The 20,591-nt window shown below is 51.0% G+C and carries 14 protein-coding genes and 1 tRNA gene; 8 read left to right on the top strand and 7 right to left on the bottom strand.

The genetic code is table 11. From position 1 onward, the window contains the following. Nucleotides 1-125 precede the first annotated feature (125 nt). From CBR65_RS13155 to CBR65_RS13140, 4 genes are all read left to right on the top strand, one after another. Entirely contained in the window at nucleotides 126-2,264 is a 2,139-nt protein-coding gene (locus CBR65_RS13155; protein ID WP_087467273.1) for a marine proteobacterial sortase target protein, read from the top strand. Next, nucleotides 2,257-3,126, top strand: coding sequence for a class GN sortase (locus CBR65_RS13150; RefSeq protein WP_087467272.1), 870 nt, complete (start codon nucleotides 2,257-2,259; stop codon nucleotides 3,124-3,126). Before CBR65_RS13155 ends, CBR65_RS13150 begins: the two co-directional genes overlap by 8 nt. A gap of 281 nt (nucleotides 3,127-3,407) precedes the next feature. Beyond that, nucleotides 3,408-5,810 (top strand): acyl-CoA dehydrogenase, encoded by a 2,403-nt coding sequence (locus tag CBR65_RS13145; protein ID WP_087467271.1) that lies wholly within the window; start codon nucleotides 3,408-3,410, stop codon nucleotides 5,808-5,810. A gap of 49 nt (nucleotides 5,811-5,859) precedes the next feature. Beyond that, on the top strand, nucleotides 5,860-6,780 hold the full coding sequence (locus tag CBR65_RS13140; RefSeq protein ID WP_087467270.1) for a pirin family protein: 921 nt from the start codon (nucleotides 5,860-5,862) through the stop codon (nucleotides 6,778-6,780). Nucleotides 6,781-6,808: 28 nt separating this feature from the next. Here CBR65_RS13140 and CBR65_RS13135 read toward each other — a convergent pair whose 3' ends face one another. Continuing rightward, a complete protein-coding gene (locus CBR65_RS13135) occupies nucleotides 6,809-8,116 on the bottom strand; it encodes a GGDEF domain-containing protein (protein WP_087467269.1) in 1,308 nt (435 codons plus the stop codon). A gap of 357 nt (nucleotides 8,117-8,473) precedes the next feature. On the opposite strand from CBR65_RS13135, the gene CBR65_RS13130 reads away from it, so the two are divergent. From CBR65_RS13130 to CBR65_RS13120, 3 genes are all read left to right on the top strand, one after another. Further along, nucleotides 8,474-8,755 carry a helix-turn-helix domain-containing protein gene (locus CBR65_RS13130; protein WP_087467268.1) on the top strand — a complete coding sequence of 94 codons (282 nt, stop codon included), beginning with the start codon at nucleotides 8,474-8,476 and terminating at the stop codon, nucleotides 8,753-8,755. Continuing rightward, on the top strand, nucleotides 8,748-10,004 hold the full coding sequence (locus tag CBR65_RS13125; RefSeq protein WP_087467267.1) for a type II toxin-antitoxin system HipA family toxin: 1,257 nt from the start codon (nucleotides 8,748-8,750) through the stop codon (nucleotides 10,002-10,004). Before CBR65_RS13130 ends, CBR65_RS13125 begins: the two co-directional genes overlap by 8 nt. Before the next feature lie 496 nt (nucleotides 10,005-10,500). Next, nucleotides 10,501-14,115 (top strand): SIR2 family protein, encoded by a 3,615-nt coding sequence (locus CBR65_RS13120; protein WP_087467266.1) that lies wholly within the window; start codon nucleotides 10,501-10,503, stop codon nucleotides 14,113-14,115. 393 nt (nucleotides 14,116-14,508) lie between these two features. Here the strand turns inward: CBR65_RS13120 and CBR65_RS13115 are convergent, their stop codons facing one another. The 6 genes from CBR65_RS13115 to tviB all read right to left on the bottom strand — a co-directional run bounded on the left by CBR65_RS13115 (nucleotide 14,509) and on the right by tviB (nucleotide 18,900). Beyond that, nucleotides 14,509-14,757, bottom strand: coding sequence for a hypothetical protein (locus CBR65_RS13115; RefSeq protein WP_087467265.1), 249 nt, complete (start codon nucleotides 14,755-14,757; stop codon nucleotides 14,509-14,511). A 2-nt stretch (nucleotides 14,758-14,759) separates the two neighbouring features. After that, nucleotides 14,760-15,224: a hypothetical protein gene (locus tag CBR65_RS13110; protein ID WP_087467264.1), complete on the bottom strand. Its 465-nt coding sequence runs from the start codon at nucleotides 15,222-15,224 to the stop codon at nucleotides 14,760-14,762. A 206-nt stretch (nucleotides 15,225-15,430) separates the two neighbouring features. After that, nucleotides 15,431-15,507: transfer RNA gene (locus tag CBR65_RS13105), tRNA-Arg, on the bottom strand. A gap of 82 nt (nucleotides 15,508-15,589) precedes the next feature. Then, the gene (locus tag CBR65_RS13100) at nucleotides 15,590-16,537 is read right to left on the bottom strand and encodes an XrtA system polysaccharide deacetylase (protein WP_087467263.1); all 948 of its coding nucleotides are present in this window, start codon (nucleotides 16,535-16,537) and stop codon (nucleotides 15,590-15,592) included. Between the two features lie 63 nt (nucleotides 16,538-16,600). Next, nucleotides 16,601-17,608: an NAD-dependent epimerase gene (locus CBR65_RS13095; protein ID WP_087467262.1), complete on the bottom strand. Its 1,008-nt coding sequence runs from the start codon at nucleotides 17,606-17,608 to the stop codon at nucleotides 16,601-16,603. 17 nt (nucleotides 17,609-17,625) lie between these two features. Further along, nucleotides 17,626-18,900 carry a Vi polysaccharide biosynthesis UDP-N-acetylglucosamine C-6 dehydrogenase TviB gene (gene tviB, locus CBR65_RS13090; RefSeq protein ID WP_087467261.1) on the bottom strand — a complete coding sequence of 425 codons (1,275 nt, stop codon included), beginning with the start codon at nucleotides 18,898-18,900 and terminating at the stop codon, nucleotides 17,626-17,628. A gap of 242 nt (nucleotides 18,901-19,142) precedes the next feature. On the opposite strand from tviB, the gene CBR65_RS13085 reads away from it, so the two are divergent. Further along, nucleotides 19,143-20,561, top strand: a complete 1,419-nt coding sequence (locus CBR65_RS13085; RefSeq protein ID WP_087467260.1) for a TIGR03013 family XrtA/PEP-CTERM system glycosyltransferase — start codon at nucleotides 19,143-19,145, stop codon at nucleotides 20,559-20,561. Nucleotides 20,562-20,591 lie beyond the last annotated feature (30 nt).

Genomic DNA, 20,591 nt, shown 5'->3' with positions numbered 1-20,591 from the left:
GCCACAATTCGCCATAATTGATCACCGCTTTTGCGTTTTTGTGCCCCGGCAGCGCCGGATTGCGCTGGTTTACTGACCCTGTCGAAACGCCGTTCACGGCTTTAACTTTTGCAGGGAATACTATCATGTGTTTTAACCGCCGCCGCATCCCCAAACATCTGCTATTGCAACCGTCACCGCCTCACCGACCCACGCGTCGGATATGGACATGGGTTTTAGGCTCGCTGGTGGTGCTGCTGACGATAGCCGCCGCCGAAATCGCCCGCGCCGATGTGAACCCGGAAGAAGCCAGCGCCGGGTCTTTGTTGGTTAAAACCGCCAGCGGTTACCGCGCGGCGCTGCATCATCACAGCGAGGCGCAGGTCACCATCAAGGGCATGCTGGCGCGGGTGGTGTTGCGTCAGACCTTTGAAAATGTCACCGACGACTGGGTGGAAGGCGTGTATGTATTTCCGCTGCCGGAGGACGCGGCCATCAATCGCATGGTGCTGGAGATTGGCGAGCGTCGGATTGTGGCGGACATTAAGGAAAAGCAGGAAGCACAACGGATTTACGACCAGGCCAAGCGCGAAGGCAAGCGCGCGGCACTGACCCGGCAGGAGCGGCCCAACCTGTTTACCCAGGCGATTGCCAATATTGGTCCCAAGGAAAAGGTCATCATCGAATTGCAGTATCACGAGCTGGTGACCTATCGCAATCAAACCTTCAGTTGGCGTTTGCCCACCACACTCACGCCGCGCTACATCCCCGGCGTGATGAAACAGGATGCCGACACTCAGGTGTCGCTGGAAACCAACAGCGGCTGGGGTTGGGCGCAGCCCACCGATCAGGTGCCGGACGCGCATCGGATTACGCCCTTTGTGCATCCCGCACCGCAGCCTGACACCAACAACATCGCCATCAATATCAGCCTGGATGCCGGCGTGCCCCTGGCGCAAATTCGCGGCGCTTACCATGAACTCAGCATCTATAAGCTGGGCAACGGCCACCAGATTACACCGACGCAAAAGCACATCCCCATGGATCGCGACTTCGAGATGCAGTGGCATACCGTTGCCGGCAAGGCGCCGGACGCGGCCTTTTTTACGGAGCACATTGATGGCGAAGATTACGCGCTGCTGATGGTGTTACCAACGCAACAGGAACAGGCCGGCGCAACCCTGCCGCGCGAAGTGATCTTTATCATCGACACCTCCGGCTCCATGGGCGGTGTGTCCATTGAGCAAGCCAAGGCCAGCCTGCAACTGGCGCTGTCGCGCCTGGCCGACAAGGATCGCTTCAACGTCATCGAATTCAATTCCTTCCATCAGGCGTTGTTCAGTCGACCGGTTCCGGCAGATGCCAACGCGCTGCAACAGGCGCGCAGTTTTGTGCAGCGGTTAAATGCCGATGGTGGCACCGAGATGGCGCCGGCATTGGATGAAGCGTTGCGTTACCCGGCGGCGGAAGGCTACCTGAAGCAGGTGATCTTTATCACCGACGGCAGCGTCGGTAACGAGACATCACTGTTCGAATTGATTCACCAACAACTGGGCGATGCACGCTTGTTTACGGTGGGCATCGGCTCCGCGCCCAACAGCTACTTTATGACCAAGGCAGCAGAATTCGGGCGCGGCACCTTTACCTTTATCGGCGCTCAGACCGAAGTGGCGGAGAAGATGCAATCGCTGTTTACCAAACTGGAAAGTCCCGTGATGAGTGACATAGAAGTTAACTGGCCGGTGCCGGTAGAAGCCTGGCCTGCGCGTATCCCCGACTTGTATCAAGGCGAGCCGCTATTGGTCAGTGCCAAGGTGAGCGGCACCTGGCCGAATCGGGGTGTGATTGACGTGCGTGGCCAGCAAGCCGGTAAAAGCTGGTCGCGCAAGTTAGCCGTGGCTAATACCTCCAGCGATGCTGCATCCCACAGTGGTATCGGCGTGCGCTGGGCAGAGCAGAAAATTGCCGCGCTGCTGGATGAGAAAGTCCGTGGTCGCCCGGAGGCCGAGGTTCGCGACGCGGTGCTGGAGGTAGCCTTGCAGCATCAGTTGATGTCGCCCTACACCAGCTTTGTGGCGGTAGAGGAAACACCGAGTCGCCCGCAGGATCAGGCGCTGGAGCAGGCGCCGGTCCCCAATCTGTTGCCCCAGGGTCAGCAAGCCGCGCCGCTGATGTACCCGCGTACCGCGACCCCGTTACTGCTCAACTGGTTGCTCGGTAGTTGTGCATTACTCGCGTTACTGGCGTTGCGTCGCTTCGGCTCGCGGGAGGTGCATCATGACTAGACGCTACCTCAGCAACAGGATTGCTGGCGGCAACAGCCGGGCAGTGGGAGCGGATCAACCGGGCTCATGCGGGAATCCTGATTTAACGGGCGATTTACTGGGCAGGCGCCGTCGGGTATTGCGGCCGCTGCCCGAGGCTTGCACCCCCGAGGCTTGCACCAGAGTGACACCCCGTCGGCAATCCCGCCGTGTGGTGTCATTGATTAGCGCACTCTTGATACTCATATTGGCCTGGCAATGGGGTAATGCCGGCTGGATTCTGGTAAAAGCCCAACTGGCGCAATGGCTGATCGCCCAGGCATGGGACAACAGTCAGACGCCCGGACACGAGCCTTTAGCACAGCGAGAAAATCCGTTAACACCGGACATCAAACCCTGGCCCTGGGCCGACACTCATCCGGTCGCCCGCCTGCGGATGCCGAATGAAGGCGTGGATCTGTTTGTGCTTGAAGGCGCCCAGGGCAACTCCCTCGCCTTCGGCCCCGGTCATCTGCAAGGTACGGCCTTGCCGGGCGACGGCATCAGCGTGATCGGCGGCCACCGCGATACCCATTTCCGTTTCCTCAAAGACATAAAACCCGGCGACGACCTGTATATGCAAACCCGCGACGGCCGCCAGCTCACCTATCGCATCGAACAGCGCCAGGTGGTGGATTCCCGCCATACACCACTGCAACTACCGGATTACCCCGCCTCCGGTCTGGTGCTGGTGACCTGCTATCCCTTCGACGTGATTGATCCCAACGGACCTTTGCGGCTGGTGGTGTGGGCAAGGGAGGTGAGAGACGCCGACCTGCTGCCCGCACAGCAGCCTTACCCTGAGCAGCCCGCAACCATGGGCACATTAAGCTTTTCACTTTAATCTGCCTTTCTATGTCCCCGGTTGTCCGGTTGCCCGCAAAGGTGACCGGCCCGGCTTTTCCCTCCGTATAAATCCTCAGCCTTCGTACCGGATGTTCATGGCGCGCCAAGGTGACAAAAACCTTGAATTATTGCGTGCCGTAAACAGGTGCAATGGGCTATTGTTATGAAACGCGCCGGCACCTGAATTGGGCAGCCGGTCTGTGGTCTGAACAGTGATTGTTTTGACCTTGCCTTCCCGAATCGGGCACGTCTCATCTTGTGAGCAGTTAGGAGAAATCTATGTTGTTGCTGTCGTTGCTACTTATTCTGATTTTGATCAGTGTCCTCCTGTACCGTAAGGTCCCTTTGCCGGCGTCGTCGGCCATTGTGGTGGTGGCCTGGCTGGTGTTGGGCGTGCTGTCTTCGGCCATGTGGTCGTTGTGGCTGGTGATTCCCCTCGCGGCGGTGCTGCTGATTTTGAACGTGCCCGCCTTGCGCCGGCCGATCCTGACCAAACCGGTATTTGAAATCCTCAAGAAATCCATGCCTTCCATGAGCGTGACCGAGCGCGAAGCGCTGGAAGCGGGCACTACCTGGTGGGAAAAAGACATCTTCAGTGGTAAGCCGGACTGGAATCAATTTGCACAAATCGGCCTGCCGCAATTAACGACAGAAGAACAATCCTTCCTCGATAACGAAGTGAACGAGTTGTGCGCGCTGCTGGACGAGTGGGATATCCACCACAACCACAAAGACCTTTCCCCCGAAGCCTGGCAATACCTGAAAGACAAAGGCTTCCTCGGCCTGATTATCCCCAAGGAATTCGGTGGTCGCGACTTCAGCCCCTACGCGCAAAGCCGCGTAATGAGCAAGATCGCCAGCCGCTCTATCACCGCTGCCGTGACCGCCATGGTGCCTAACTCCCTCGGCCCGGGTGAACTGTTGATGAAGTACGGTACCGACGAACAGAAACACCGTTGGTTGCCCGGTCTGGCACGCGGTGAAGAGATTCCCTGTTTTGGTCTGACCGGCCCGGAAGCCGGTTCCGATGCGGGCTCGATTCCCGATGTGGGTATTGTCTGTAAAGGCGAATTCGAAGGTAAGGAAGTGATTGGCTTGCGCCTGACCTTCAACAAACGCTGGATTACTTTGGCGCCCGTCGCCACCGTGGTCGGTCTGGCGTTCAAGCTGGTGGACCCGGATGGCTTGCTCGGTGACCCCGGCAAGAAAGAATACGGCATCACCTGCGCGCTCTTGCCCGCTAACCACCCCGGTATTGAAATCGGTCAGCGCCACAACCCCGGCTCACCGTTTATGAACGGTCCGGTGATGGGCACTGATGTGTTTATCCCGGTGGATTGGATCATCGGCGGTGCGCCCATGGCCGGTAAAGGCTGGCGGATGCTGATCGAATGCTTGGGCGCTGGTCGCGGCGTGTCCCTGCCGGCACTGGCCACCGCCAGCGGCGAGATGAGCTATCGCATGGTGGGCGCGTTTGCGCGCATTCGTCGCCAGTTCAATATGGAAGTCGGCAAGTTCGAGGGCGTTCAGGAAGCCACGGCGGATATTGCGGGCGGTGCTTACACCCTGGAATCCATGCGCCATCTGGTTACCAAAGGTCTGGAGTCTGGCGCGCCGGCGGTGATGACCGCCATGGCCAAATACCACGCTACGGAGATCATGCGTCGTTTGATCAACCACAGCATGGACGTGGTTGCCGGTCGCGCGATCCAGCTTGGCCCACGTAACTTCCTCGCATTTCCCTACCAGAGCATTCCCGTGGCGATTACTGTGGAAGGAGCCAACATCCTGACCCGTTCGTTGATGATCTTTGGTCAGGGCGCGATGCGCTGCCATCCTTACCTGTTCGAAGAAATGCAGGCCATGCAGGCGGATGATCTGGAAGCCTTTGATCGTCTGTTTATCCATCACCTGGGCCATGTGTTCAGCAACCTGGTGCGCACCAAAGTGCTGGGTGTTACCCGTGGTCATTTCAGTGAGGCGCCGGCCAATGCCGATAACTTCAGCACTCGCTGGTATCAGCGTATCAATATCCTCAGCGCTTCGTTGGCGGTAACCTCGGATTTCGCGCTGGCAATCCTCGGCGGCAACCTGAAGCGTCGTGAGTTGTTGTCGGCGCGTCTGGGTGATGTGCACAGCCAGCTGTTTATCGCCTGTTCGATCCTCAAGTATCACTCCGCCCACGTGCGCACGAAGGAGGAGGATATCCACGCGGAATACGCGATTACCCTGGCGCTGTATAAAGCCCAGGAAGCGCTGATCGATTTCTATGAGAACTTCCCGGTGCGTCTTGTGGCGGGTGCATTGAAACTGGCGACTTTCCCCACCGGGCGCATTGTGGCCAAGCCCAGTGATGAGCTGACCCGTCAGATGGGCGACCTGATCATGGAAGATAATCCTGTGCGTCAGCATCTGGGTACGTTTGTGTATCGCAATATGGAGCCGGATGATGCGACGGGTCGGGTGGAGAGTACGTATCAGATGTTGCTGTCGCTTGGCCCATTGTGGAATACCTTTGCGCGTGCCCAGAGTAGTGGGAAGTTGACGGGTGCGACCTTGGAGGAGCGGTTACAGGATGCGGTGGGTAAGGATATTATTCAGCAGGAGGATGTGGTGCGCTTGCTGGAGTATGACGCGCGTCGGTTTGATTGTTTGCTGACGGATGCGTTTGATTCGATTTAATGTTTAAGAAGCCCCTCGTTGTAGGGGCTTTTTTCCAGAAGGAGAAACCATGAGCTGGCTCCCCGATGCAGAACCTGAATGTGTGGACCATGCTGGCGATGTGTCGCCGGTGGAATTGATTATTGAGCCCAAGGCGCGCGATCTGGGTGATTTTGAAGTGCGGCGGGTGTTGCCGTCGGGTAAGCGGCAGATGGTGGGGCCGTTTATTTTTTTTGATCATATGGGGCCGGCGCATTTTGGTGTGGGTCAGGGGATGGATGTGCGGCCGCATCCGCATATCGGGTTGGCGACGGTGACCTATTTGTATAGCGGTTCGATTCTGCACCGCGATAGTTTGGGTTGTACGCAGTTGATCACGCCCGGTGCGATTAACTGGATGACGGCGGGTCGGGGGATTACGCATTCGGAGCGCAGTAGTGATCAGGCGCGGCAGCAGCATCAGGTGCTGGAGGGTTTGCAGTTGTGGGTGGCCTTGCCGAAAGAGCATGAGGAGGTTGAGCCGTCGTTTGTGCATTATCCGCCGGAGGATTTGCCGGAGCTGGATCGGGATGGGGCGCGGATTCGGGTGCTGGCGGGGCGGGCGTTTGGTGTGGATTCGCCGGTTAAAACCTTGTCGCCCTTGGTGTATGTGGATATCGCCTTGCATCCGGGCAAGGTAATTAAGCTGGACGTCGAGTACACCGAGCGGGCGATTTATATCGTCAAAGGTGAGATCACCCTGGCGGGTGAAACCTATGCTGCTGGTCGTATGTTGATATTGTCCGCAAACAGTGACGTGACTTTTCGCGCGGATGAAGAGACGCAACTGGTGGTGGTTGGGGGTGAGCCTCTGGATGGTCCGCGTATCGCTTGGTGGAATTTTGTTTCGAGCAGCCGCGAGCGTATTGAACAGGCCAAGGCCGATTGGCAGGCCGGGCGTTTTGCACAGGTGCCTGGCGAAACCGAGTTTATTCCGCTGCCGGAGCGCTAGCCCCGGCTTAGGGCTGAACAGTCCCGACTTAAGGCTGTTCAGTCTCCGCAATGATGGTGCAATTTCTGCCGATGGATTTGGCTTTATACAAAGCGGCGTCCACGCGTTTAAAGGCGGAGGCAAAATCTTCATCCTGCTGAATAGTGCCGACGCCGAAACTGGCAGTAATGGTCACCGGTTTCTCTTCCTCAAACATCGTATCGCTGACAATCTTGCGAATTTTTTCCGCCAGATAAAATGCGTTATCGATATTGGTTTTGGGGCAAATCAGGATAAATTCTTCCCCACCCCAACGGCCAAAGATATCGTCGCTGCGAATATTGCTGCTCACAATCAGCGTAAATTGCTTGAGGATGTTGTCGCCCACATCGTGCCCGCGTCGGTCGTTGATGCGTTTGAAATGGTCGATGTCGATGATGATCAGCGCGATGGAATTCTTGCGCGGGTCGGCGAGCAACTGCGCAATGCTTTTGTCGATAGCGTAACGGTTATAGATACCCGTAAGCGCGTCCAGATTCGAGAGGGTTTGGAAGCGTGACTTCTCGGTTTGCAAGCGGGAATTGCTCACCGCCAATTCATTGATTCGCTGCTTGGCCTCTTGACCTTCCTGTTTCAGGCGAACCATCCGCACCGCCACGACCAGCAGGCCAGCCAGTATCCACAGCATCAGGATGCCGAGGTACCAATGCTCCGGCGAGATCAGGTCGCCGCTGAAGCTCAGCGATTCCAGCGTGACATCATGATTACCGGGCGGCAATCCCTCAACAAACTCAATCCCGATAAACATTACGTTACTGACATCCGGCCGCGCCAGATGACGGGGCAGATCGAACTGCTCAATCCACCATTCGGCTACGGTAAACTCGTTCAGGCTGATACTGACTTCTTTGTTGAAATCCTCTTGCCGCAGGATCACAAACTGGAATTTGGTGCTATTGCTGTCATCCGCCGTCGTGAAGCGCTCATCGTAATGCCGCAACACCACGCGCATCTTGCGGGCGGGATCGGTGTAATTCAGCTTGATATCAATGGTGGAATAGCTGGATAAATCCCAACCTTTAGAGACATCTTTAACAAAGACCATCGAAAAACTGCACACCAGCCAGCCTTCCAATTCCTCACTGATACAGCGCCACTGGTGCTTACTCTGGTCGAGAAACTCAAAGCGCGTCTTACTGCCTTCCGGCGCCGCAAGGTAATAGAAGGTGTCGTAATGCTGCGTACTGGGCACGACAACAATTGACTTCTTGGGGAGATACTTTTGCAGCCCTATCGCACCCACAGACGCAATAATCGCCAACAACAGCACCAGGTTGAGGGTGTTGAGTTTTTTCATAGAAGGGGAATCGCAACCAACGGCATGCCCTAAGTATTGTAGAAAATTCCGGGATTGCCACCGGTGAATGAAGAAAATTGCGCCATGGGGTGTGATCTAGAAATGTTCTTTTTAACGGTATGAAGATAAAGGTGAACTTTGGTGTCTTTGCTTCCTTCGCCTTTCCAAGCTTTTTTAGTCATAACTTCCCTTCAGAAAATGTAGATTGCGTTCGGGAGGATATTTTTACCGTACGGGATATAAATCGCATTTTGTTACGGGAAAAGCCTGTTTTTTACCGTACGGTAAATATTTGATTGACCATAGGGTATTTACCCGCTAATTTTTATCGTACGGTAATTTTTATGGCCAATCACGATGAAAGAACAAACGGAATACGGTGTCATTCGGTCTGCCGAAGAATTGGGCAAACTGGCACGTGCGCACAGGAAACAACGCAAGCTGACCCTGGAAACTATCTCAGGGCTGGGCAATGTGAGTACTCGTTTCTTATCCGAGTTTGAACGAGGCAAGGAAACTGCCGAGTTGGGCAAGGTATTGAAAGCCCTGCGCACCTTGGGGTTAGAGGTGATTATACAGCCGCGTGGTGTTGCATCACACGCGTCGCCATTAAAGCAAAAGGAGGACAAGAATGCTTGATGACACTGATGGCCTTAATGTCTGGAGTGGCTTACAGCTGGTAGGTTATTTGTGGCGTAACGCCCAAGGACTAATGGGGTTTCGCTATGACGATGAGTGGCTGGAGGCACCAGAGCGGTTTGCTGTTTCCCACGCATTACCCCTGCAAGCGGGCGAGTTTGCGCCGGAGTCCGGCCTTGCGCACCGCTTTTTTGCCAACTTGTTGCCTGAAGGCGGAGCACGGGATCAGGTGGTACGCGATTTAAAAATCGCCAATACTGATTTTGACTTGCTGCGTGCTATCGGGGGTGAGTGCGCGGGGGCACTGTCGGTGCTTCGAGCCGAATATTCCCCTGTGGTACAACATGATTACTACAAGCTATCAGAGGAAGAGCTGACACGTTTGGTGACTCGCAAGGGACAACCCTATACCTGGACAGACCATGAGCGCCCCCGGCTTTCACTGGCGGGCGCCCAGGATAAATGCCCTCTGTTGGTTAAAGATGATCAATATTGGCTACCCAAGAAAGAGTCACCCTCAAGCCATATCCTTAAATTTGAGCTCGCCGATTACCGCAATCTGCCCGCCTATGAAACCTTTACTACTCTGCTGGCTCGTGCCATTGGTTTGCCTGTGGTGGACATTCACTTGCAGTCGATTGCCGATACGCACTTTGCTCTTATCAAACGCTATGACCGGCTGATCGATAATCAGAGACAGATAGTGCGGTCACACCAGGAAGATTTTTGCCAGGCATTAGGATTTGGACACGAACGAAAATATCAGGAAGATGGCGGCCCTTCTTTTGCCGATTGCTACCAGTTGGTACAAGAGGTATCCAGTGATCCGGCAAACGATTTGCAACATTTATTGCATTGGCAAATTTTTAACGTACTGGCAGGAAATTCCGATGGACACGCAAAAAACCTGTCATTACTTTATATGCCGCAAAAAGAAATCCGGTTAGCGCCCTTTTACGATTTGATTTGTACCCGAGCTATTGAGCGAATTGATTATCACCTCGCGCTTGCCGTGGGTGATGAGCGTAATCCCGGCGTTATCACCACTGCAGATTGGGCTGACCTGGCGCAGCGCTGCGGCTTGCGCCCGCGCTTCCTTCAAGAAAGGGTACGCACGTTAGCAACCGCGTTGTTGCAACAATTACAGCCCGTGAAGGAACAATTTGAAGCTCTCTATGGAGCTTATCCTGCCTTGCAACGGGTAGAGCAGGTAGTTACCAAGCAATGCCGCCGCGCATTGGCTTTTTAATCTGCTCGTTCTTACAGAGAGGGCGGCGGCAGTGAAATATCGTGTTATTCGCATTTACCCGGACGTCGTCTATTCTTTCATAAGCAGAATTTATGGGACCAATCTGTACTCGCTTGGCATACCCTATGGAACAGGTTCAACGGATGATCCGGCTTTCTGCCATGAAGTTCTTTCTTATGATTTGGCTGTTGTCAATTTCATTAAACTTGCGTAATTATTTGTATTCCTATTCGCTAAATGCTGGGTGTTGGCTTTTTTTATGTATTATTTGCGCATAAGCAAGTACTAAAGTCTTTGGTCGGGCTAGGGACTGAAATGGTGTCGAGCGGAACTGACATCTGTTGTGGGCATGGTTCCCGCGCTCACCTAAAAAAAATAATAAGGCTAAGTATACATGTCGTCATGCGTCCAAGGCGGGTAGTTAAACATTTAACATTATTAGAACGATAAATTTCTAGAGATAAATATATTCGTGGCTCGGAGAAGGTAGTTAAAGTTGAATAAACTAAAGCAAATTCTTGCACAAGAAGATACAGTTATTTTCATTGGATCGGGAATATCATCATGGTCAGGTCTCCCCTCATGGTCTGGTTTGATAGAAAAACTGGCCGCATTTCTAGATGAAGCAGGATTTACTGCTGATTTGGTTCGTGCAGAGGCAGCACGCGGGGATTTATTACAGGCGGCGAGTTACGGTTTCGACAAACTGACGAAACATCAAATTGGCGAATTTATTCGTTCAGCTTGTCGCTTGGGTGTTGCAGAACCACATGAAATTCATAAGAAAATCGTTTCTTTCGGTGCACGATGTTATGTCACAACCAACTACGATAATCTTCTTGAGGAAGCTCTTCGGCAGTGGAAGCCAGATAGTTTTTTCCGTTCACCAATTACGAATCGCCACCTCACGGAAACTGCTGAGATAGTACATGCTCGCGCCATCGATTTCGTATTTAAACCTCATGGCGATGCTGCAGACAGCGAAAGCATTATCTTAACGAGGGAGCAGTATCGTGAGTTACTTCCTCAGGGCGAACGGCATAGCGCGTTAGATTCGCTGAAGATGCTTTTAGCGAGCAGACCTGTCGTGTATCTTGGGTTTGGGTTGAGAGACCCTGATTTCATCTATTTGCGTGATATTCTATCTAACACATACAAGGGAGGCATTCGAGACCATTATGCAATCATGGCGGATGTTACAGATTCCGAATGTGACTACTGGCGAAGAATATATGGCATTCATCTAAATAGCTATCGAACAAAAAAACTACCCGATGGAACCATTGATCACTCCGCACTTCTTGTTTTTCTTAATTCGCTTCTCGATAGTACACCCGCCGTACGGCCAGTAAATCTGGCGGAAACTGGCGATGAACAAGAATGTACACCTAACATAATTCTATCTTTAGCTCGATATGCGGCGGGATTAGAACATACGTCCAAGGCAGATCCTGAGTTTCCTATTCGGGTGCGTCTAGAGCGTACCAATCATAAGGCTGGTGGTGCTTACATTCAGCTAGACAAATTCGACAGCTATCCAATTGAAAAATTTTTGGATGAAGGTCCTGCACAAGCACTTTTGATTGGACTTCCTGGCGCTGGGAAAACATACTCACTTCGCCAGGCTGCATCTCGTTTTGCGGGTAGGTTGAGTGCAATATGCCTTTCAGATTCTTTCAAAAATAAAGATATCGTTGTTCCAATTTATATTGATCTAAAATTATATCGAGGAAACCTAATCGAGTTAGTAAGTCAATCTTTGCCAAATAGCTTGCCATTGGAGGAAATAACTCGCCGATTTCAATTAAAGATTTTTTTAGATTCCTTCAATGAGATTCCGAGAGAGTACTGGGAGAGCGGTGCCTATGAAGCAGATTTTACTACCTTCGCGGCGACGGCTAAACGAGCATCTATAATCATTGGCTCTCGAACAGATGACGGGCTCAGTAAGTTGGATTTCCCTTCTTATTGTCTCGACCAGATTGATGAGGATGTGGTTGCTGATGAGCTGCAGCGTCTTGGAATTGAAATCGGTGGAGGCCGTTTTGAACATGAGGTTAGGTTAATTTTGCAGAGGCCCTTCTATTTTAGGTTCATTACAAGCGGAGCTATAAGCTTGCCTAAAGAAGCTCATCCACGAGATTTCTATCAATCATTCTTTAGTAATCTTCATAAATCATTTCTTATTCGCTTTGGCAAAGAAATTCAACTCGAAGAAATTCTATCAATCATGGCTTATGATGCGATTAATAGGGGTGAAGAAGCTTATCCCTTGCCAGACCTTCTTCGAATTATGCGTGTACAGATTGAAGCTGCAGGTATTATAGGTATTGAGAGCAAAGATATCGCCAATTGGCTTGTTTCAAGCTCGGTCTTGATCCCATATATTGGTGGTCGCATTGCATTCGTTCATCAATCGATCACTGAATATCTTGCAGCGAAAGAGCTCGCTCGTCGATATAAAGAAACCCCCCAGATTTTAAAGGAAAAACTTAAACTAACTAGATGGGATCAAGCTCTATTTTTCACTCTTAGTCTTCTTCCTGATCGCTATGCGGAAGCGTTTTTTCAAGATGTAATAAAGACAGATATTGTCCTGGCTCTGGTAGCCGTTAAATATATTGAAGTTGATCGGGATAATTATGTTTCAAAACTTCTCGCAAGAATTCCCGATTACATTAAAGATCTTGATCCCTTTGAAAATAGAGTCGAATGGACTTTATCTTATAGCTTACCACTCTCTGAAACCCACGAATCGCAGCTACGAGAGTTGATGGCGTTGGGCAACACAATTGGAGGCGCTGCAGCTATGAGGCTGAGCGAGATAAAAGGTTCGGAAGTTAAAGATGAGTTACTGTTAGCTATGCTTGAGGCAAGAGATGATTACAATTATTGTTGCAATGGTATTTCAGGTGCGATTAAGCCATTTGCCGAGCTGGAAGATATCAAGAAGGTGGCCGACTTGTCAGATTTAATATCCGATGAGGTGACATCTGATTCTGATGAAAGCGCTGCCCAGGGATTTATAAGCGGTGCCGCAATTTTTCTCGGAGATCTGGAAATATCTGATATTAAGCTTGGCTTACTTCCTAGCAATGATTCAGATCCTCTGACTGAGATTCGTGCACGAATTTTATGCAATATTCTTTGGGATAATCGTTCTACCGCAGCTTTAGAGTTGGCGGGAGATCTACTATTACGGGGTGTCAACGAAGCAGCGACATCAATCCACTTTATAGGTGGGCTATCAAAACCAGATGAGAGTCTGTCTTGGGAGTCATTCAGCGACGCTCACATACATCGCCTTATATCGATGCTCGATCATAAAGAAGAGGACTCTTGGTGGTTCAGGGCGCTCCAATGCATTTGTAAAAATCGGCCTGATTTAGCGAAAACCACAAATTCGTTGGCGTCTAAGCTGTCTGGCTTGGCTAATGTGCTTTTGCGGTATTGCGCTGAACCCTCAGAAATTAATTTGGTTCTAGATGAGCTAGAAAAAATCGCAGTTATGGATTATGCCCAAAGAAACAAGCAGCCATTGTATCTACTCAATCAAATTGATATTAAATGGGTAGGACGTGAAGATCTTTTTATTAAAATATTAAGGGGGCGTGATTCGAAACTAGCTCTTTCTATTCTAAAAAATACTAGTGATGATCGCGACTTTCAGCAGGGCCAATTAGATTTTGGCCCAATTGAGTGGTGGCTGGACTGGATAATTGATGAGGACGACTACTGGTTTAATTATTTTATGTCTCGGCTTCTTGCGCTATGTTTAAGCAAAGAGGAGTTCATTTCCCTAATAGCGGAGTTTAATAAGGCTGAATCGAAATATAGAGCTGTCATCACCAATATAATACTTTATCGAAACAATGAAATTACAACGGATGACTTCAGTATGGATGCGATTTCATTTTTGCTTACAGATCTTGGTCGTATGGAGATTAGTGATTCATGGCGAGGACATCTTCTCGGTCAAACAGCAACAGAACAATTTGTATATGAAAGGCTTTTCCCCCTGCTCCCAGAAGCAAAAGCACCATTGTTAACCAATCTCAAGAATGTAATTCGGCAAGCAGGTTCTCGTCATGGTCGGCGTTATGAATTCTAGCGAGTAATGAGGTTTGCTGTTCTTAGTAGACACGGCCTTTATTTCTGTTCATGTTAAAACGTATACAAGTTCTTCAGTAGGGGGCGTGGCAACCAAAAGATCAACTATTCATCCTGATCTTACGGATGAAACAGATTTTTAACATTACCCCTCTTTTAGCTCTTTTCAATTTCTGGAGGAGCGGAGCAAAAAAATCTCCTTTTCTCATTTCTTGGCTATTTCTTTTACCTTTTCTAAGCGATCTTTTTCAGTCACAGTTCGTTGGATAGTTTGGTTGCTTTTGGGGGCGCAGGACACTCAATTGTAAAAAGATAAGCTTTATCTTTGACAGAAATTGAGCTTGAATAGAGCGATATGATGGCTTCTTCTTATGTTATTAGACATACCGGATCTTCATAGCCTTCTTTCATGAATGTCATCTATAAGAAGTTCATAACTAATTTCATCTTCTGAATCGGCCCATTTTATTTTGTACATAGTTTTCAATGTGGAAGACAGGGCCAATAACTGCAAGCTGTGTTCACTGCTATCATTAATTAAATCGTCATCGGCATTTTTGTCTTCAATAATTTTTTTCATCTCGGCTAATTCTACTTCTGTAAGCTCTATAAGAAGTGCGAGTTGTGATAAAGAAAGTTCCATGATTATTTCTCAAAGATTAATTGAGCCGCTAATTCGTCAAGCAGCATAAGGAATTTGGTCAGGGGCATGTCCCAATTAGCTCTAATAGAATAATGCGTGGCTCTGTGAAGATCGTTGAATTCATCTTTAGTTATTACTAAACCAAATGGAATTCTTACTCCAGCTGGCAGCTTATAATATTCCCATTTTTTGTTAGGCACACCAAGTACATCGAAAAGTGAAACTCCACCACTCTTGCAGTCTATCCATAATTCTCCGTTTTTGGTGTACGTTCTGATGTCCTTTTTGCGAACTCTGCCGTTTGAAAGCTTAAAAGACTTAAGTATGGGATAAAGTGGTGGATTGCTCTTGTCTTCGGCTTTCTGACCACGCCATAAATTTATATTGAGTGCGTACTTTGAATCAAATAACTCCCCCAATTCGCGTTTGTGAATAAGATAGTCATTTTCCTTTTCTTTAGTGGGCATTTTATAGCTAACTCCTGTTAGTAATCTGGCGATATTCTCCGGATTTTAAGCAGACACTGGGTGGTGGGTGTTCTTCAAACAAAACTAATAATACATAAATGCCTTGGGCAGCCGGCGCACTTGCATCACAAAAATATCACTGAAGATTTCAGATGAATTGAGCTTGCACGAGAAGTGCGTATGGGATTATTTCGGGGAAAGGAAAATGGCGCACCCGACAGGATTCGAACCTGTGACCAACGGCTTCGGAAGCCGCTACTCTATCCAGCTGAGCTACGGGTGCTGGAGATGATTTCTAAAATGCTTGCTTCACCCGGCTAAGCCTCGGGCTCTGAAAGCAGATAGCTATCAGAAGGTCGGCGATTTTACTTGTCTCGGCGGCCTGAGTCCATGGCCAATTTGGTTGATTCGATATTTTCCGGTGATCCCGCCAGGTCTTGTAGCGTCAGGGTCTGGCTGATGGCGACGGAGCCCAGGCTTTGGCTGATGGTGCCGAACTGGAAGTCGTCGATCATGCGTTCCAGGCGCGGCAGGCAGCGTTTGAGGTTGGTGTAGTGGCGGAAGCGGGAGAACCAGCTGGCGTTGGGGATGCGCGGTTGGTCCGGGTCTATCTCCCAGGGGTGGAGGTAGAAAATTTGCGGTTTGGTCTGGTTGAGACTGGCGCGTTCGAACAGCCAGCGCGACAGGGCGTAGGGGTATTGGCGAAAGTAGCCGCCGCCGGCGGCCGGTATGGCTTGCCCGAGTACCTTGGCGGTGGTGAGCGGGAATTCCGTCAGTCGCACGCCTTTGCTGGTAATAATGGTGTAGGGCGTTTCGGGGCTGCCGGGGATGCCGTAGTTATCATGGCGGGTCGGGAAGATACTGGAGTCCCAAGTGAAACCCAGCTCCGCGAGAATATCCAGCGCCCACAGCGATTTGCGGGTAATTGAGTAGCTGGCGGCGCGGTAGCCGGTCACCGGCGTGTTGATAATGCCTTCCAATATCTGCTTCGAGCGCGCGGTTTCATCGCGAAATACGTCGGGCGTTTGTTTGTAAATCAATTGATGGCTGTAACCGTGGGACGCGATTTCATGGCCTTGGGCGTGGATGCGTTTGACCAGTTCAGGGTGGCGTTCCGCCACCCAGCCGAGGATAAAGAAGGTGATCTTGATACCGGCATCGTCGAACAGTTGCAGCAACTTGTCCGTGTTTTCTTCCACGCGCGACGGCCATTGCGTCCATTCGGCGGGCTTGATGACATTGGCGAAGGCGGCGACCTGGTAGTAGTCCTCCACATCGACGGTCATCGCGTGGGTCACAGTGTTTGCTTTCATAATGAATGCCTTTGAAGAAAATCCTTGCCGGTTGCTGCCTGTTAAGTCGTTTAGCCTCGCAGCCTAGACTTTGTAATAGTCCCGATACCATTTCACGAAATTATCAATCCCCGTTTCCACCGGCGTGGTGGGTTTGTAGTCCACGTCTTCAATCAGTGCGTCCACATCGGCGTAGGTATCCGGCACATCGCCGGGTTGCAAGGGTAATAAATTCTTGATCGCTTTTTTGCCGAGGCAATCTTCCAGCACTTCAATGTAGCGCAACAATTCCACCGGATTATTACTGCCGATGTTGTAGATGCGATACGGCGCTTTGGAGGTGGCGGGGTCCGGTTTGTCGCCGTTCCATTGCGGATTGGTCGGCGCAACATGGTCCAGCGTGCGAATCACGCCTTCGACGATATCGTCGATGTAGGTGAAGTCACGGCGGTGATGGCCGAAATTAAATACATCGATCGGCTCGCCCGCGAGAATCTTTTTGGTGAAGATAAACAACGCCATGTCCGGGCGACCCCAGGGGCCGTATACGGTAAAGAAGCGCAACCCGGTGGTGGGAATGTTGAATAAATGGCTGTAGGTATGCGCCATTAATTCGTTGGCTTTTTTACTGGTGGCGTAAAGGCTGACCGGGTGATCCACGTTGTTGTGCACGGAAAACGGCATGGCCGTGTTGGCGCCGTACACGGAGCTGCTGGAGGCATACACCAGGTGTTCGGTGCCGATGTGGCGACAGGCTTCCAGAATATTTAAAAAACCGGTGATGTTGGAATCAATGTAAGCCTGCGGGTTGATCAGCGAGTAGCGCACACCGGCCTGGGCGGCGAGATTCACTACGCGGTCCGGTTTGTGTTCCTTGAAGATCTTGTCGATGGCCGCTTTGTCTTCAATGTTGGCGCGCACATCGGTAAAGCCGGTTTGTGGCAGCAATTGTGCGAGGCGGTCTTTTTTAATTTGCACATCGTAATAATCGTTAAGATTATCGACGCCGATGACTTCATCACCGCGTGCTAACAAACGTTTTGCCAGGCTGGAACCGATAAATCCGGCGGTGCCGGTCACTAACACTTTCATGGGAAATCCTTAATTAATTACAGACGTGCATCCACGGCTTCTTTGGGCAGGATGTGTTTGACATCAAAGAGCACGTGGTTGGGTTTGCCGAAGGCGCGAATCGCGTCGGCACCCAATTCGCGGAATTTCTGATGGCCGACGCACAGAATGACCGCATCGTACCCCCCTGCCTGGGGGTTATCAATCAGATCAAGCGCGTACTCGTGTTGGGCCTCGGCTTTGTCGGCCCAGGGGTCGTACACATGCACATTAGCATTATATTTTTGCAGTTCGTGAATGATGTCGATGACGCGGGTGTTGCGCAAATCCGGGCAGTTTTCCTTGAAGGTCAGGCCCATGATCAGGATGTTGGAATCCACCACGTGGGTCTTGCGCTGGGTCATCAATTTCACCACCGAATCCGCGATGAAATTGCCCATGCCGTCGTTGATGCGGCGGCCGGCCAGAATGACTTCAGGGTTATAACCGACCTGCTGTGCTTTATGGGTAAGGTAATAAGGGTCCACGCTGATGCAGTGACCGCCTACCAGGCCGGGGCGGAAGGGCAGGAAATTCCACTTGGTGCCGGCGGCTTCGAGTACTTCCAGGGTGTCGATATTCAGGCGCTTGAAGATCAGTGCCAGCTCATTGATCAGCGCAATGTTGATATCGCGCTGGGTATTTTCGATCACCTTGGCCGCTTCCGCCACCTTGATGCTGCTGGCCTTGTGTGTGCCGACCACCACAATTTTGCGATAAAGCTGGTCGACATATTCAGCGACGTCCGGCGTAGAACCGGAGGTGATCTTGGTGATGTTGTGGACCCGGTGCTGCTTGTCGCCCGGGTTAATCCGCTCGGGGCTATAGCCGGCAAAAAAATCCCGGTTAAATACCAAACCCGAACCCCGCTCGATAAGCGGGACACACACTTCTTCGGTGCAACCGGGGTATACCGTGGATTCAAACACCACGATGCTGTTTTTACCGATCACCCGGCCAAGTAGCTGAGATGCTTTTTCCAGTGGGGTCAGGTCAGGTTGTTTGCTTTCGTTGATCGGGGTGGGCACGGTGACGATGTAGACATCACAACCTTTGATGTCATCTTCGTGCGTTGTGTAACGCAGCGATTTCGCTTCGTTGAGTTCGGCAGTATCCAGCTCTAATGTATGGTCGATGCCACGGCGCAATTCATCGATCCGGCGCTGATTGATATCAAACCCGATGGTGGTAATTTTTTTTCCGAATTCGACCGCCAGTGGCAGGCCGACATAACCGAGACCGATGATGCAAAGGGTGGGGTTGCTGGCAAACATGATGGATGAATTTCCTTGGCTGTTCAGTTGATCCAATGGGCGGCTAAGTTACCACATTTAACGGCATTTTTTGTATCGCGCTGAGCGTGAAAATGTAAAGCCGCTGGCCGACCTGTAATGAATTCCGACACTCTGTAAATAAGCGCTCCAAACGCGCTTCGGGTAGTCGAGTATTTGTCACAAAACCCGCTATAATGCCGGCTCATTTGCGTTCTATAACAGCCGCTTAAAAGGATTAAGCTTTGTCGTATATCCGTCTCAGCAAACATTACGTTCATTTGCCGTATCTCTATCTCGGGATCACCGAGGCATTGTTATTGATGCTCGCCGCATGGCTGGCGCAACGCGTGGATGCATACATCACGCGCGACGCGGTAGACGCGGAGACGATCACGTTTTATTGGTTTCCCGTGCTGGTCTTTTCCATTGTGATGAGCTGCTGCACCCTGTCGATGGGTGTTTACACAGCCATGGTGCGCGAAGGGAATGCGAGCATGATGCTGCGCACCCTGGTCAGTTTCTTTTTGCTCGGCAGTGTGGCTCTGTTTTTATTAAACCTGATTATTCCCGGCGATTTAATTAATCAGAGTTTTATCTTCTGGGGCGTGATCATTGCAACGGTGCTGGTGTTTATTGCGCGCTGGTTATTTCTGGCGGTGGTTGATACGGCAAATCTGAAACGTCGCGTCATACTCTATGGTGCCGGCGAGCGTGCCAAAACCTTGTTGCAGGATCTGGCACCAGAGGTCGATGTGCTGGGTGTACAAATTGCCGGGTGTGTTGCCAATGCGCGGGAGCCGGTAGAAGTTGATCCGGCTTTGTTGATTGATGAACCACAGGACTGGCTGAGTTTTGTCAAACAACATCAGATTTCTGAAATCGTGGTATCGCCCAACGAACGTCGCCGGGGCGAGGGCGGTTCTTTTCCGCTGAATGAATTTATCGATTGCAAACTGGCCGGCGTTCCCTCCAGCGATGCACTAAGTTTTTGTGAGCGTGAGTTGGGCAAGATTGATATCACCTTGCTCAAACCCAGCTGGATGTTATTTTCTGACGGCTTCAAATATTCCAAGCGGCGCTCGGTCGCCAAGCGCTTGTTTGATCTGGCATTGGCTTCCGTGTTTTTTCTGGTGCTCTGGCCATTTATGGTGCTGACGGCCTTAGCTGTAAGGCTCGACAGTCCAGGGCCGATTTTGTATCACCAATTGCGGGTGGGGCTGAACGGAAAAACATTTCGTATTTATAAATTTCGCAGCATGCGCCAGGATGCTGAAGCCGGCGGCAAAGCCATGTGGGCACAAAAAAATGATTCCCGTGTGACCCGTGTCGGTGCCTTCATTCGCAATACCCGTCTTGATGAACTTCCTCAGCTTTACAATGTTCTTACCGGTTCAATGAGTTTTGTGGGCCCGCGTCCGGAGCGCCCGGAATTCGTCAGTGACTTGGGCAAACAGATTCCTTTTTACGATATGCGTCACAAGGTAAAGCCCGGCCTTATGGGTTGGGCACAACTGAAGTACCCCTACGGTGCATCCGTTGAAGATGCAAAGAATAAACTGCAATACGATTTGTACTACACCAAGAACCACAGCTTTCTCATGGACATGCTAATCATGATTCAAACTGTGGAGATTATTTTGTTAGGCAAGGGTGTGCATTAATTTCCTCCAGCCACAGACTCGATGAAGGAG

The organism is Cellvibrio sp. PSBB006 (genome assembly GCF_002162135.1).
In the GTDB taxonomy this organism is placed as follows: Bacteria; Pseudomonadota; Gammaproteobacteria; order Pseudomonadales; family Cellvibrionaceae; genus Cellvibrio.
The sequence above is the reverse complement of the archived record's forward strand: the minus strand, read 5'-3'. Positions and strand labels throughout refer to the sequence as shown.

Coding starts and splice junctions, on each gene's coding strand:
- tviB (WP_087467261.1), bottom strand. CDS start 18,900: ATGTTTGCCAGCAACCCCACCCTTTGCATCATCGGTCTCGGTTATGTC.
- CBR65_RS13095 (WP_087467262.1), bottom strand. CDS start 17,608: ATGAAAGTGTTAGTGACCGGCACCGCCGGATTTATCGGTTCCAGCCTG.
- CBR65_RS13150 (WP_087467272.1), top strand. CDS start 2,257: ATGACTAGACGCTACCTCAGCAACAGGATTGCTGGCGGCAACAGCCGG.
- CBR65_RS13125 (WP_087467267.1), top strand. CDS start 8,748: ATGCTTGATGACACTGATGGCCTTAATGTCTGGAGTGGCTTACAGCTG.
- CBR65_RS13145 (WP_087467271.1), top strand. CDS start 3,408: ATGTTGTTGCTGTCGTTGCTACTTATTCTGATTTTGATCAGTGTCCTC.
- CBR65_RS13140 (WP_087467270.1), top strand. CDS start 5,860: ATGAGCTGGCTCCCCGATGCAGAACCTGAATGTGTGGACCATGCTGGC.
- CBR65_RS13115 (WP_087467265.1), bottom strand. CDS start 14,757: ATGGAACTTTCTTTATCACAACTCGCACTTCTTATAGAGCTTACAGAA.
- CBR65_RS13135 (WP_087467269.1), bottom strand. CDS start 8,116: ATGAAAAAACTCAACACCCTCAACCTGGTGCTGTTGTTGGCGATTATT.
- CBR65_RS13110 (WP_087467264.1), bottom strand. CDS start 15,224: ATGCCCACTAAAGAAAAGGAAAATGACTATCTTATTCACAAACGCGAA.
- CBR65_RS13100 (WP_087467263.1), bottom strand. CDS start 16,537: ATGAAAGCAAACACTGTGACCCACGCGATGACCGTCGATGTGGAGGAC.
- CBR65_RS13155 (WP_087467273.1), top strand. CDS start 126: ATGTGTTTTAACCGCCGCCGCATCCCCAAACATCTGCTATTGCAACCG.
- CBR65_RS13130 (WP_087467268.1), top strand. CDS start 8,474: ATGAAAGAACAAACGGAATACGGTGTCATTCGGTCTGCCGAAGAATTG.